Genomic DNA, 14,463 nt, shown 5'->3' with positions numbered 1-14,463 from the left:
CTGTTACTTACTAACAAAAGTTTTAGCTCAATTAATTAATGGCCCTATTAAGCCTCACATAATTGGGCAACAGCCTGCTGCCCAATTACCGATAAACCTGTTAACTTATACCCAAAGCGTAGGGTTTTTAGGGGAGGCCGCCAAGTGATGAAGCCCCATGAGCCTATGTAATAATAGGTGATTGGGGTGAAGAACGACGGCAACAAACCCTAAAAGCGATTCGCGAAGGGTATATTTATGCCACTTTTATTTTGCCGGTTACCGCACTGTTAATTAAAGTGGTTTTGTATTCTTTTAGTTTTTGGATTTGCTTATTTTGAAGCTCTATTAGCACATCAATTTTATTTGACTTATCTCGAATAAAGCAAGTAATGGCTATCTGTTCTTTAATAGGAGGGCAAATTGTATACAGTTGTTTAAATTCATCCCAGTAAAGCCGTTTCCTAAAATCAGTAATACCCTTAGAAAATTTATCCATTTGATGAATAAACCCAGGGCTACGATACATATACTCAAAGTATGTCGAATCAATTTGGTTTGTTGGCTCTGCAATAATATACGCAGGGCTTACCATCCCCTCTACAGTAACAGCTCCAATCGCTCCTTGCCAAGCCCTCATCATATTGAAAACAATATCACCTCTACGCACAAAATTGTATTTGCTTTTATCTTCAATTTTAACTCTACCTCTAATATTGTTTTCTTCAGATAACTCCTCTGAAGATACCCCTGTGTGAATTGATACTGATAATAGTGGTAGACCTTCCTTACCTGATTCATTTCGCTCTTTAAAAAGAAATCTGTTTGTTCGAACTTCCCAATGCTCCGGTATCTTCCCTATCCAATCCACCCCCGAATCTTTCATCGGCACATTAGGATCTAGCCCTTGAGTCACTGCTTTTTGAATTATAATTTGCCTGCGTTCTTTTAATAAGGCAATTTGTTTTTCTTTGATCACAATTGCTTGATCGATTTGGGCTGTTTTACTTTTGAGAAAATCAATAATTTTTTTTAATTCAATCCTTGGAGGCACTGGCATTAAAAAGGCTCTCAGGTCATCTCTTTGAAGTTCTGTTTGTTTCGTAGCCCCTTCTGACATTTTAGAGTTAATAAAATCATAAAGAGTTGAGAAAACATAGTATGTAAAGCAAGTACTAAAACGCCCCTTTTCATCTCTTAATATAGTCACATGTGAGTCTGCAAATGCTTTTGAATCACTACTGTAAACAGCACACTTTCCAAGAACTCCTAGTCCAGTTGAAGCAATTAATAAATCACCTTTAAACAAATTTCCTCGAAAGCTAGAGGAGTCAACTCTTGAGTCATGAAATTTAGCTTTTTTAAAATTAAGCGAGTATGAACTAAGGCATGACTGATTAATAACAGTTATACCCTCTTCTGAATAGGAGGGTGCAGTACCCCTCTCTGTAAAATCAAACAAATATTTTATTTTTTTAAGCTCCCAATGTTCTGGCAGTTTTCCAATCCACTCAACCCCCGAATCCTTATACGCCTCATACTTAGGCATGGTCACCAGTGCATTCATAATACGGCTTCCCCTTCACCCTGAACTTCAGAAATATCCACACCTAAAATTTCCGCAATCAGTCCTTCTGCTTGTTGCTCCAGGGCAATAATATCTGCGGCCACTTCTTCCATAGAGCGTAGAGGTTTATGCTGGTAAAAATATTTATTAAAGCTGATTTCATAGCCTATTTTGGTGCTATCCAAATTAATCCAGGCTTCCGGCACATGAGGTTTTACTTCTGCTAAAAAGTAATAATGAATAGTATCCGCTAAGGGGACTGACTCCGCATCTCGTAAATCACTACAAGGTTCATAGGTAATAAACTCATTGGCTTTTTGAGTGGGATAATAACCAAAATCGGGCAAGTCGTCTTTACAGCAGCCTAGGTGATCAAGCAGTACATCAAGCTTGTCATCACTGAGTTTAACTACTTTTTTAATCACTTTTTCCGCTGTTTCGTCATACCAGCTCACGGCATTAAGGATGGCATTTTTCTCACTTACGCCCAGTTTAATTTGTTGGGCTTTCAGAGCTTTATCGACCGTTATCTTAAATTGGTTAAAGTCGTAATATTCTGTATCCCCTATAGTTGCCATTACTTTTTCAGCGGCTTGAATAGTAGTACGCAACTTAAGCCAATTATTAGTATCCAATAATTTCTTTTTAGCTTTGCTGTTCAGCGTTATGTCATTATCTTCACACCAGTCAAGGATGTCTTTTTCGATAGTTTTCAAAAAGTCCTTTTGATATACCTTGTCACCCTGTGTGCTATAAATAAACTCCATTACCTCTCGTAAGGCCTTATCAAAACGCAATGGGGCGATACGTTCTGCGCTAAACTGGGACTTACGACGATCAGGCCGCTCGATATTGACTTTGTAATAACCAAAATCCTGGTTGTTAAATACCTTTGCGGCTATTCCAATAGGATCATTATTATCCAATCGTCGCTCTACACTCAGGCCATCCAAGTAAGTGCGGGTAATTTCAGTAATATGTTCAGCTGAAAACGCACAGTTTTTATTACCCAGATTTTTTCGCAGTTTTTGGAACAACAGACTTGCATCAATCAGTTGCACGGTGCCTTGGCGATTTATTGGCTTATTGTTATTTAGTAGCCAAATGTAAGTTGTGATACCTGTGTTATAAAACAAGTTATTAGGTAACTGGATAATGGTATCAAGTAAATCATTTTCTATAACATAACGGCGAATATTACTTTCACCTGAACCTGCATCCCCTGTAAACAAACTAGAACCGTTGTGCACTGAAGCCACCCGTGAACCCAATGGGCTGTCGGTCGTTGACTTCATTTTGTTCACCATTTCCATTAAGAACAATAATTGACCATCGCTAGAGCGTGGAGTGGCGTCTACTGCCTCTTGTTTACCCCAGTAATCAGCAAGCGTGACTTTGAAACGGCTATCCGTCACATCACTACCATCTTTAATGTATTTTTGCTCAGATGCCCAGCTTTTGCCGTATGGAGGGTTTGAGAGCATAAAGTCAAAGCGCTGTCCGGCAAACTCATTAAAGGATAACGTCGATCCTACTTTGATGTTTTCTGGGTTATTGCCTTTTATCATCATGTCTGACTTACAGATAGCGTAAGTCTCATCATTAATTTCTTTTCCAAACAGATAAACGTCACGCTTCGAGCCTGTTGCTGGATATTTTTCTTCGATAAAATTCTGCGCTTCGGTCAACATTCCACCACTACCACAGGCCGGATCATAAACCGTTAAGGTCAAGGGCAAATCATCCTTTATTGGATCAAACACTAAGTGCGTCATTAGTTCGATCACTTCTCTTGGGGTAAAGTGTTCGCCCGCCTCTTCGTTATTTTCCTCATTAAATTTACGAATCAACTCTTCAAATACATAACCCATCCCCAGATTAGTTAACGCAGGTAATTTATTGCCTTCAGGGTCTTGCTTTGGGGTAGGTGTTAAGTTGATATAAGGCGAGACAAACTTTTCGATGACCTCAAGTAATACATCCTTACTTGCCATATGACGGATTTGGGCTGTCAGGTTAAAGCACTCAATAATTTCTTTAACATTAGTGCTAAAGCCTTTTAAATACTCTTCTACATTGGTCAGCAAGATTTGTTGGTTGTTTGTCGCTGTTGAGAATAGTTTCTCTAGCGTCCACTTTGAGGTGTTATAAAATACATAACCTGAGGCTTCTTTTAATGGCCCATCATCAAACTCAGTGAGTTTCATTTCTTCAAGCTGAAACTGAACCTCCTCCATTACAGCTTTTTTGGTAGGCTCCAGCAAGGCATCTAAGCGACGTAAGACTACCATTGGCAAAATAACATCACGATATTTACCACGTACGTAGACATCACGCAGACAGTCATCAGCGATTGACCAAATAAAAGAAATCAGCTTGTTATGTACGCTGTGATCCATAAAACCATCCTAAATGGGTTACTTGCCAGAGATCTAAGAAGGGCAATTATACGATAGATAAGCGAAAATACAGAATTAAGGTCAGCACTTAACAGCAGTTTGACCATATAAAATTATAAAGCAACTGATGACTGTTGAAATACTATCCACTAACTCCCCTTCCGCTTTGGCCACACCAGGCTAAACTTTGCCCCACCCAAACTACTGTGATCAACTTGTGCGGTGCCATTATGCCAATACATAATTCGTCGTACGATGGATAAGCCTAAACCATAACCACCAGAGGCGCGGGTGCGACTGTCGTCTAGTCGAGCAAATGGGGTGAATACTCGGTCCCATTCTGTTTTGGGAATACCTGGTCCGTCATCTTCTACATCAACACGACAGGTTTCGGCATTCACTGAAAAGCTGACGAGTACTTGTTGGTTAGCATATCGACAGGCATTCGCCACCAGGTTTTGTACTGCTCGGTGCATATAGCGGCGTTCAACATCCGCTTTACGGCGATGCTCAGATAATTGACTGGGTTGAAAAGCTATCACAATTGATGGGTTTATATGGGACTGTTCATTGACTACCTGCTCTAGAATAGTGTCAATATCCACCCGCTTAAAATGAATAACAGGGGCACCTTGCTCCAAACTGGCATAGGTTAAAATTTCATCTACCAGGTGATCCAACTCTTGAATATCTTTATCCATACCATCTAGCTGTTTTTGCTGTTCTGCTTTGGAAGTGGCATCGGCCACCATTTCTAAGCCAAAACGCAACCGCGCAACAGGGGTTCTTAACTCATGGGATACCCCACGAATCATCTCTTTTTGGATACTTAACAATCGTTGTATATGGCTGGCCATGCCATTAAATGCCATGGCTAAACGGCCAACAGAATCAGAGCCCCTCACCCTCACTCTGGCATCTAAATTACCACGAGAGATATTGGTGGCAGCCTGTTCCATTTTTTTTAGTCGCTGTTCAAGCCCTCTGACTAAAATATAAATGGCTAAGCTAATGGAGGTGAGCACAAATAATACAATAGTAATCATTAAGCTCAGGGGGTATAGTTCTAAAAACCATACTGGACCAACGGCTAATACTTTCTGATCTTCATCAATGCCGATTAAATTGCCCCCTTCAAGCCCAACATACAGCTTAATTGACTGACCTTCTGGACCTAATATCATCACCATATGGCCATCGCGTAAGCGCTGTTGGTGCTGTGCTGATAAGCCTATCTCTGCTGTTTTCAGCATATGCAAAGGGTAACTAAAAGCATCCTTCAACTGTTGTAGTTGCTCTTCTCGATTGGGGCTGGGAAAGCTAATTAAGTGCTGCTTAATTAGCATCAAAGTACCATAGGCCAGTTGCTCCGAAATGGAAGAAACCGTTCCTCGGAGGAGGAGTCCTGGTTGAATCCAAGCATATATATGTGCTTGTTTTTCAGCCAGAGGAATAACCTTAACATCCCCTGACTTCAATAGTTGTATATCTTCTTTATTGATTTCAACTACATCAGGCTGCTTGACTAACTCCAGTGGAATGCCTAATAAATGTTCAGCTTGTTGTAATAGCAGCACCTGCAAGGGGTCCTGTTTATTTTTTAGTTGCATTGCGACTAAGCGAAAGGTGCCTCTGGCCATTTCGGCCCGATACTCCTGAACCCGCACACTATTAATAATGGTAACGGCCAAACCAGATAGCAGCGCAACTAATACCAGCGTAAACAGCAGGCCTCCATATATCCTTAAGAAAATACTCGTCACGGTAACCAGCCTGACTATTTCATCAAATCATGAAGACTATTTGCCATTGGCTTCTTTGTCTTTGACAAATAGATAGCCTCTGCTGCGCACAGTTTTAATTAACCGAGGATGCATCGGATCATCACCTATTTTGGGACGAATCCGAGAAACACGGACATCAATGGACCGATCTTGGCCATCATATTCAATGCCGCGTAATGAAGAAAATATCTCTTCTCGACTTAATATACGGCCTGCATGACTAGCCAATAACCATAATAAGTCAAACTCTGCACTGGTTAAGTCAATGCTTTCGCCTGCTAACCAGGCTTCACGCATGGCATTATCAATCACCAGCTCACCAAACACCAAACGGGCCTGGCTATCCACTGGCTTGACAGGTTCAACAGAAGGGGTTGGAACACTGCGACGAAGTAAGGCACGGATACGTGCCAATAATATTCTGGGCCTGGCAGGTTTGGATACATAATCATCAGCGCCCATTTCTAAACCTAACACCTGATCCAGGTCATCGGTACGTGCCGTTAACATTAAAATAGGGCCATGATAATCATTTCTTACTCGACGACAAATGGAGACACCATCTTCGCCTGGCAGCATTAAATCGAGTACCACAAGATCCGGCTGCTCGTTACGAATTCTTTCTACCGCTTTACCACCATCCGCTTCAATGCTTACTTTTAAACCATTGCTTTCAAGATAGTCTTTGGTTAAAGCGGCTAATCGTTCGTCATCCTCTACAATAAGAATTCGATCGTTATCTGAACGTTCCACTACACTACTCTTCTCAGTTGGTACTACTTGTGTTATTAGTCGATGCTACTTGTTAGACAATGCAATGTGTTAATACGAAAGCTTACAGTATAATGCTGTCAAAGTAAGCCAGCACCGATCATACCGTTCGCCTGTAATGGTTACTGTATCAATCATGTAACAGGATAGACAATATTATCTAGCCTGGATAATTCACCCAGCTGTTATTCTTTGGCTATAGTATTTAATAAGATCATTAATCTGTGCAGTAAGTAGACACAAAGGCGGCTGACGTTGTATTTTTTTTAAACAAAACAGTTGTTAAATTATTCTTGCAAAACCGCTAACTATCTGAGTAAAAACGACTTATCGTTAGTACTTGCTAACCAATTGTTTTGTCATATATTTTTCAACGTTTCCCATAGAGAATTACTACTTGCAATAAATTAGAAACCGCATTATCTTGTGCCGCTTTGGACTTTCAATACCACATATAGTACTGCTTATTTTTTCGAGCTCTAGCATCATGAATGAGCAATTTCAAGTGCAAAGTGAATTTTTTTCCATAGCCCGATACCAGCAGTTATTCAATGAGGCAGTTAACACCTTCTTAAGGTGTCTCGCTGTAAGCACAAACAACTTTTGTACAAAAAACAACCTTTACTAACATCTATTATCGGTGTAGGTAGGCTTGTTTGATTTTTTACTCAACATTTGGTAGGTATCCACTACATGAATAAAAACCTGATGGTTACTAAGCGCGATGGGCGAACCGAACCTATCGATCTGGAAAAAATCCACCGGGTGATTACATGGGCAGCAGAAGGCCTTAATAATGTCTCTGTTTCTCAGGTAGAGCTAAAGTCACATATTCAGTTTTTCGATGGTATCAAGACCGCCGATATCCATGAAACCATCATTAAATCGGCTGCTGACTTAATTTCAACTGATACCCCTGATTACCAGTATCTAGCTGCACGTCTGGCTATTTACCATCTGCGTAAAAAAGCCTATGGCCAATTTGAACCACCTGCACTGTATAACCACGTGTGTCGTTTAGTTGAGCTGGGTAAATATGACCGCCATTTGCTGGAAGATTATACCGAAGCTGACTTTACCCAAATGGATCGCTTTATCGACCACCAGCGAGACATGAACTTTTGTTATGCTGCTGTTAAGCAGTTGGAAGGTAAATACTTGGTGCAAAACCGAGTCACTGGTGAATATTATGAAAGCCCACAGTTTTTGTATGTTTTAATTGCTGCCTGCTTGTTTGCAAAATACCCTAAAGAGCAGCGATTAAATTATATACAACAGTTTTATGATGCCGTTTCACAATTTAAATTATCACTGCCAACGCCTATTATGGCAGGGGTTAGAACACCTACCCGCCAGTTCAGTTCTTGTGTGCTGATTGAGTGCGATGACTCATTAGATTCCATTAATGCTACCTCAAGTGCCATTGTTAAATATGTCAGCCAACGTGCAGGTATTGGCATTGGCGCTGGTCGAATCCGTGCCTTGGGTAGCCCAATTCGGAATGGCGAAGCCTTCCACACCGGTTGTATTCCTTTTTACAAGCACTTTCAAACAGCGGTTAAAAGCTGCTCACAAGGTGGTGTTCGTGGCGGTGCAGCCACTCTGTTTTATCCTATCTGGCACTTAGAAGTTGAGTCATTGTTGGTGTTAAAAAATAACCGCGGTGTTGAAGAAAACCGGGTACGCCATCTTGATTACGGTGTTCAGTTTAATAAACTGATGTATCAACGTTTAATTAAAGGCGAGCATATCACCTTGTTCAGCCCTTCAGATGTACCTGGTTTATACGATGCTTTTTTTGCCAATCAGGAAACATTCGAAGCCCTTTATGTGCAGTATGAACAAGACCCAGCCATCCGCAAAAAGCAAGTCAAAGCGGTTGAGCTGTTCAGCTTATTTTTACAAGAGCGCGCCAGCACTGGGCGGGTTTATTTGCAAAACGTTGATCACTGCAACACCCACAGCCCTTTTAAAGCCGATGTTGCACCCATTAAACAAAGCAACTTGTGTCTTGAAATTGCCTTACCTACCAAGCCACTTAACCGCTTTGATGACCCCAATGGCGAGATAGCCCTGTGTACACTTGCTGCATTTAACTTAGGTGCCCTCACCGATTTAGATGAGCTAGAAGGCCTGGCAGACCTGATTGTACGTGCTTTAGACAGCTTGCTCAGCTATCAGCATTACCCAATCCCAGCGGCACAAAACTCTAGCGACAATCGTCGTACATTAGGTGTTGGCGTCATTAACTATGCTTATTATTTGGCAAAGCATGGTGCCAAATATTCTGATGGTTCAGCCAATAACCTAACCCATCGCACTTTTGAAGCTATTCAATATTACTTATTGAAGGCCTCTAATAATCTAGCTCAAGAACAAGGCGCCTGTAATAAGTTTAACGAAACCACCTATGCTGAAGGTATTTTACCAATCGATACCTATAAAAAAGATCTCGATGAGGTATGCCAAGAGCCACTCCATTACGACTGGGAAACATTACGTACCGATATTAAACAATACGGCTTACGTAACAGCACCTTAAGTGCTCTAATGCCATCAGAAACCTCATCACAAATTAGCAATGCCACTAATGGTATTGAGCCACCACGTGGCTATATCAGCATTAAAGCCAGTAAAGATGGTATCCTAAAGCAAGTTGTACCGGAGTTTGAGCAACTCAAAGAAAAATATGAGTTACTCTGGCAAATCCCATCGAATCAAGGGTACTTACAGTTGGTTGGCATTATGCAAAAGTTTGTTGATCAAACGATTTCAGCCAATACTAATTATGATCCCAGCAAATTTGCTGATGGCAAAGTGCCAATGAAGCTTATGATTCAAGACTTATTAAGTGCTTATAAGCTAGGAGTCAAAACGCTTTATTATCACAATACCCGTGATGGGGCTGAAGATACCCAAAATGATTTGGATGACGGTTGCGCGGGAGGCGCATGCAAAATCTAGCACACAAATGCTAGAGGCCCTGGCAACAGGGCCAATTATTAGCCTGAACACCAATCTGAGCCGATATTGCAACCATGAGCTACACCACATTCAACCGTGAACACTTTTCTTCTACAAGCCAGCCAATGTTTTTTGGTCAGCTTGTCAATATTGCTCGTTATGATATTCAAAGATATCCAATATTTGAAAAACTGATCGAGAAACAACTGTCTTTTTTCTGGCGTCCAGAAGAAGTTGACCTATCTACCGACAGACGCGATTTCGTTGACTTGCCAGAGCATGAAAAGCATATTTTTATTAGCAACCTGAAATACCAGACCCTGCTGGACTCTATTCAAGGGCGATCACCAAACGTGGCTTTACTACCTATTGTTTCGTTACCAGAGTTAGAAACCTGGATCGAAACCTGGGCCTTTAGTGAAACCATTCATAGCCGCAGCTATACCCATATTATTCGTAATATCATGAGCCAACCCAGTGAGGTGTTTGATGATATTGTCACCAACCAAGCGATTCAAAAACGGGCAATTGCAATTACTCAGTATTACGATGAACTGATTGAAGGTATCAATTTATATCATACCCTCGGCACTGGCACCCACAAAATAGGCAACGAAACCATTACCATCAGCCTACGTGATCTAAAACGGAAGCTGTATTTAACCTTGGTATCGGTTAATGTGTTAGAAGCCATTCGCTTTTATGTTAGTTTTGCCTGCAGTTTTGCCTTTGCAGAGCGTGCAACTATGGAAGGCAATGCAAAAATCATCAAACTGATCGCCCGGGATGAAGCCCTTCACTTGACGGGTACTCAGCATATGCTGCAACTGATGGCTAGCGGTGAGGATGACCCAGAAATGGCCGAAGTAGCTAAAGAATGCCGTGAAGAAGCACATCGAATTTTCATTGAAGCGGCTGAACAAGAAAAAGAGTGGGCAGAATACCTCTTCAAAGATGGCTCAATGATCGGGTTAAACAAAGATATTCTGGCACAGTACGTGGAGTATATAACCAACCAACGAATGCTGGCGATTGGCTTTACTGCCCCCTTTGAAACTAAAAATAATCCGCTACCCTGGATGAATGCGTGGCTAGTAAGTGACAATGTACAGGTTGCTCCCCAAGAGGCAGAAATCAGTTCTTATTTGGTAGGTGCTATCGATAGCCAGGTAGATACCTCGGAATTTACTGACTTTGACCTCTAATCCACTAAAACCTTGTGCCAGACAAAAAGGCTGACACAAGCCTCGCAATAAAATATAGCCAAAGCGAAGGGCATTTAGGCGAGGCCATCAAGTGATGAGTTCCAGTAGCAGACTTGCCCCCAGGAGCTTAGGTAAAACTAAGTGACTGGGATGACAGTTAAACGCTCCATGCTTTAACTGAATTTCCACCTTCCATGGTGGTCAAGAACGAAGATAACAAAGCCTAAAGGTCATTCGCGAAGGATAAATATGGCAAATATTATTAAAATAATTGACGGCTTCAGCTTTATTCCCCGTGATGAGCATACTTTGCTGGAAGCGATGGAAGCCCAACAGTTGGTAACGGAATATCAATGCCGCCAAGGTTATTGTGGAGCCTGCCAGGTAGAACTAATTGATGGCAAAATCGAATACACTGAAGAGCCTATTGCATTTACCCCCAAAGGGCGCATTCTCGCCTGCTGTGCTAAGCCAACATCTGATATCACTATTGAACTGCCCTACCCAGTTAAGCGAATTTGATAACCTCAATCAATTTCTCAACCAGGTTAGTATCTACAGGTTCCGAGTTATTTTCAGCATGCACAGCTGACGCCGCAGTCAAGACTAAAACATACGCTACATTCCTTAGGATATTAAGTGCCTTTATGTTGTATTTAGTAAAAAACGTAAAATACAACAATAATCGTATGCTAAATGTAACGCTTATTTATTGAAGTGCTTTAATAGGTAAAAAGCACTATGATTGTATTTTACTACCTAATACCCCTATTAACGACTACCAAGGAATTTCCTGGCCATCATAGGCATAAAATGAGCCACTATTTTCCAGAGTTAATAGTTCAACCACCTGACGCAACCCCTTAATTGAAGTAGTGACATCAATCAACCCACTAGGGCCTCCCATATCTGTTTTTACCCAACCTGGATGCAACAATACTACCTTAATACTTTCACTGTGTAGGTCTTCTGCTAAGCTTTTGCCAACCGCATTCAACCCTGCTTTAGAGCTTCGGTAAATATAACTGCCTCCGCTGGTATTATCTCCCATACTACCCATTTTACTAGTCATTAACGCAATGGTTTTCTGTTGGCTACGACGGATATGAGGCAAAAACTGTTGTACCAATAACAAAGGAGCAACCGTATTAACTTTTAACGTGTCCATCCAGACATCAGCGGTAATTTCTCCCAAACCAACTCCCTTAGGGCCATAAACACCAGCATTGCACCAGAGCAAATCAACGGCCTGCTGATCAAGCTGTTGAGCCAATAAAGTCATCGACTTAAGGTCATTCATATCCAGTTGATAAACACTGACTGACTGGCTCGCCTTTGCCAGCTGATTCAGTTCTATTGCTGAGTCTGGTGCACGACAGGTTGCGATCACCTGCCAGCCAGCTTCGCTGTATTGTTTGACAGCTTCCAGCCCCAAACCACGATTTGCGCCTGTGATTAAAACGGTATAATTATTTTCCATATTAGAGGTACCCTTTATATAAACCTTTCAACTGATCTAGCGAACGGTTTATTTTATGAACTAGTCATAGCTAGGTCTACCATTAATTCTAAAGTCGACGCACTTCAAACTACTATAATCAAAGTATTATAAATTAAGCCCCTTATTTATAGTAGTTATCAAATACAGTCAATAATCTTTTCACAATTCATCCATTTATTGACTATATCATCATATAGCCCTGAGACTTTCATTTGTGACAATTCTGCATTAAAAGCAACTGACAAAGCACGAATATTTGGATAATTTGACCTTTTCACAAATGGCATAGTATACCCTTTTTCAAATAAGGTTTTCGTTGAATATGTTACTTTATGCCTGAGTTTCAAATCATTAACAACAAAATGGCCTACTGTTTTATCAATAATAAATAAGTCTATCCTTCCATTAGCTAGTTTCAAAAAACTCTGTTGGACATCTGTTGCTTCTTCTAGCAGCGGATTCAAAGTACCATCATTTCTATTTGGGTACTTTTGCCAAAATGAGTCATGGTAAGAATAACCTCTTACAACTCCAATTGTATTTAAATTTTTTAGCGGCGTATCATAGTCAATTTCAACCGGTTTACTCATTTTTCCTCTAGAAAAAAATATATAACTACTTTTCCACATATCTTCTTGAGGGTAGTACACAAACGGCTCTCTAACTTTTTTACGTGAGGCACCAAGAATTGCATCGACTCTAGCATTTTCAACTTCATGCCATGCTCTTTTCCACGGCATTAACCTAACAGTATATTCAACCCCAAACTTATCAAATATATGCTTAATAATATCTATATCAATACCAACAACCCTACCCTCGTATTCAAACTCATAAGGGGGAAATGACTCACCAACAATATGCAACGGGCGAACCTCTGCACAAACAGAATTAATCAGTATACAAGCTGATAAAGTTAAAAATGCTCTCAAGGTTTTCATAATTAACCGCCTCCAATCATTATGTAGACTAGGTTAAAATCTGCGAAATTACCATGAAGGGGCTCTATAGCAGGCTATCGGAGCAAGCCTTGCATCGCTACTTCCTGACGGTATAACGAACGATAAGACCTAGCTCTAACTCTGTTTTCTAGCAGCTCGAAATCCAATACCCATCCCCAATCCATTTGGATTTTCGGTCGCTTATGGGGGGTAAGTATGATTAAGTGATTAGCAATAAGGCTTAAGTTAAAACAAACTCTTGGCAGCCAAGACTCATTCACAAGATGCATAGCAAAGCTGCATATAACTAGCTCATATTGCTTGTTAGCTATACATCCTTCAGCAATATCTTCAAAGCTAAATTTTTCAGCATCCCTGCCGGTGCGCCTTTTATAAGCTTTATATGTGTAAGGGTCAATGGCATCTATATTAGTAAAACCATGCTTCTCCAGTATTATTGTAATTTCACCACTACCACAAGCTAAGTCGAGAACACAGCCCTGGCCCATTGGTTTTCTATCAAGCGACTGCTTCAATAAACTTTCAAGTAGTGGCTCATGGGGGTTTCTATAAAGCTCACCTTCATTTTTGTAAAAGCCAGCGATTCCTTTTGACCTGTATTCATCTGATATTTTTTTATGCATTTAGCAATCTTCTAAATAAGTTTTTAACTACGCAATTATTTGTTTTCAGTAAATGCCAATTTCATCCCTAATGCTGCGAAGCTTCCAGCAAAACCTTTCTGAATCAACATATTCACTTTTTCAGCGTGAATAATATAGTGACGAATACGGTTCGCTAGCAGGCCATATATTATAAATACGATAAAAGTCATAATCATAAAAAAACTACCAACCGCAACCCTAAAGCAGTGATGTCAATTACTTTCATTTTCAAACTCCATTAACTGTAGCTTTCGCTTGGCAACAATTTTCTTGTGAACCTCACGGTATGCTTGTAACGCCGTTTTACTACAGATACCGAGGCCAGGAAACTTCAATGTATTATGAAAAGTATCAACTGGCCATTTAAATAAATGACAATCAGCAAAGAAGTTGGTCGTTAATGTAACAGGATCAACAAGAAATAGTTCGACTCTAATAGAGTGGTATTCAAAAGCTCGTTTATGCGAGAAACGTTTTTCAGGAATATCTACAAGCGTACCGTCAGACTCAAGCAAATTATCTACATAAGTAAAACAATGGTCTCTTACCAATAGATCAATATCACTATGCCAGCCAGGCTCTCTTAATTGATACAGTTCCTCTGCCCATCCGCCAAAAACCCAATTATCAATACCTTTTGCTAACAAGTATTGATGTACTACGGTAAGAAGCTCAATACTATTCATT

General features: G+C 40.6%; 11 protein-coding genes. 3 read left to right on the top strand and 8 right to left on the bottom strand.

Annotation, left to right across the window (positions count from 1 at the left end):
- Nucleotides 1–235: 235 nt before the first annotated feature.
- The 4 genes from OQE68_RS20700 to OQE68_RS20685 form a co-directional block, all read right to left on the bottom strand.
- Nucleotides 236–1,546 carry a restriction endonuclease subunit S gene (locus OQE68_RS20700; RefSeq protein WP_180569139.1) on the bottom strand — a complete coding sequence of 437 codons (1,311 nt, stop codon included), beginning with the start codon at nt 1,544–1,546 and terminating at the stop codon, nt 236–238.
- A complete protein-coding gene (locus OQE68_RS20695) occupies nt 1,543–3,945 on the bottom strand; it encodes a type I restriction-modification system subunit M (protein WP_180569140.1) in 2,403 nt (800 codons plus the stop codon). The genes OQE68_RS20700 and OQE68_RS20695 overlap by 4 nt, the downstream gene beginning before the upstream one ends.
- Before the next feature lie 149 nt (nt 3,946–4,094).
- Entirely contained in the window at nt 4,095–5,708 is a 1,614-nt protein-coding gene (locus OQE68_RS30925) for an ATP-binding protein (protein WP_180569141.1), read from the bottom strand.
- 36 nt (nt 5,709–5,744) lie between these two features.
- Nucleotides 5,745–6,482, bottom strand: coding sequence for a response regulator (locus OQE68_RS20685; RefSeq protein WP_180569142.1), 738 nt, complete (start codon nt 6,480–6,482; stop codon nt 5,745–5,747).
- Between the two features lie 711 nt (nt 6,483–7,193).
- Between OQE68_RS20685 and nrdA the strand changes: the two genes are divergently transcribed.
- The 3 genes from nrdA (at nt 7,194) to yfaE (ending at nt 11,191) form a co-directional block, all read left to right on the top strand.
- A complete protein-coding gene (nrdA, locus tag OQE68_RS20680; protein WP_180569143.1) occupies nt 7,194–9,464 on the top strand; it encodes a class 1a ribonucleoside-diphosphate reductase subunit alpha in 2,271 nt (756 codons plus the stop codon).
- A gap of 74 nt (nt 9,465–9,538) precedes the next feature.
- Nucleotides 9,539–10,669, top strand: a complete 1,131-nt coding sequence (nrdB, locus tag OQE68_RS20675; RefSeq protein ID WP_180569144.1) for a class Ia ribonucleoside-diphosphate reductase subunit beta — start codon at nt 9,539–9,541, stop codon at nt 10,667–10,669.
- A 249-nt stretch (nt 10,670–10,918) separates the two neighbouring features.
- Nucleotides 10,919–11,191, top strand: coding sequence for a class I ribonucleotide reductase maintenance protein YfaE (gene yfaE / locus OQE68_RS20670; RefSeq protein WP_180569145.1), 273 nt, complete (start codon nt 10,919–10,921; stop codon nt 11,189–11,191).
- A gap of 256 nt (nt 11,192–11,447) precedes the next feature.
- Here yfaE and OQE68_RS20665 read toward each other — a convergent pair whose 3' ends face one another.
- The 4 genes from OQE68_RS20665 to OQE68_RS20650 form a co-directional block, all read right to left on the bottom strand.
- Complete coding sequence (locus tag OQE68_RS20665; protein WP_180569146.1) at nt 11,448–12,149, bottom strand: SDR family oxidoreductase; 702 nt, start codon at nt 12,147–12,149, stop codon at nt 11,448–11,450.
- Nucleotides 12,150–12,307: 158 nt separating this feature from the next.
- On the bottom strand, nt 12,308–13,111 hold the full coding sequence (locus OQE68_RS20660; RefSeq protein ID WP_180569147.1) for a substrate-binding periplasmic protein: 804 nt from the start codon (nt 13,109–13,111) through the stop codon (nt 12,308–12,310).
- 74 nt (nt 13,112–13,185) lie between these two features.
- On the bottom strand, nt 13,186–13,755 hold the full coding sequence (locus OQE68_RS20655; RefSeq protein WP_180569148.1) for a class I SAM-dependent methyltransferase: 570 nt from the start codon (nt 13,753–13,755) through the stop codon (nt 13,186–13,188).
- 233 nt (nt 13,756–13,988) lie between these two features.
- Nucleotides 13,989–14,462, bottom strand: a complete 474-nt coding sequence (locus OQE68_RS20650; RefSeq protein ID WP_180569149.1) for a nucleotidyltransferase domain-containing protein — start codon at nt 14,460–14,462, stop codon at nt 13,989–13,991.
- Nucleotide 14,463: the final 1 nt, after the last annotated feature.

This window comes from Spartinivicinus marinus (assembly GCF_026309355.1).
Classification (GTDB): domain Bacteria; phylum Pseudomonadota; class Gammaproteobacteria; order Pseudomonadales; family Zooshikellaceae; genus Spartinivicinus; species Spartinivicinus marinus.
Note: the sequence above shows the minus strand (reverse complement) of the source record. Positions and strands in the feature narration are given on the sequence as shown.

What these genes read in the sequence shown, in the direction of transcription:
- OQE68_RS20700 (WP_180569139.1), bottom strand. Translation starts at nt 1,546, where the DNA reads ATGAATGCACTGGTGACCATGCCTAAGTATGAGGCGTATAAGGATTCG.
- OQE68_RS20695 (WP_180569140.1), bottom strand. Translation starts at nt 3,945, where the DNA reads ATGGATCACAGCGTACATAACAAGCTGATTTCTTTTATTTGGTCAATC.
- nrdA (WP_180569143.1), top strand. Translation starts at nt 7,194, where the DNA reads ATGAATAAAAACCTGATGGTTACTAAGCGCGATGGGCGAACCGAACCT.
- nrdB (WP_180569144.1), top strand. Translation starts at nt 9,539, where the DNA reads ATGAGCTACACCACATTCAACCGTGAACACTTTTCTTCTACAAGCCAG.
- yfaE (WP_180569145.1), top strand. Translation starts at nt 10,919, where the DNA reads ATGGCAAATATTATTAAAATAATTGACGGCTTCAGCTTTATTCCCCGT.
- OQE68_RS20665 (WP_180569146.1), bottom strand. Translation starts at nt 12,149, where the DNA reads ATGGAAAATAATTATACCGTTTTAATCACAGGCGCAAATCGTGGTTTG.
- OQE68_RS20660 (WP_180569147.1), bottom strand. Translation starts at nt 13,111, where the DNA reads ATGAAAACCTTGAGAGCATTTTTAACTTTATCAGCTTGTATACTGATT.
- OQE68_RS20655 (WP_180569148.1), bottom strand. Translation starts at nt 13,755, where the DNA reads ATGCATAAAAAAATATCAGATGAATACAGGTCAAAAGGAATCGCTGGC.
- OQE68_RS20650 (WP_180569149.1), bottom strand. Translation starts at nt 14,462, where the DNA reads ATGAATAGTATTGAGCTTCTTACCGTAGTACATCAATACTTGTTAGCA.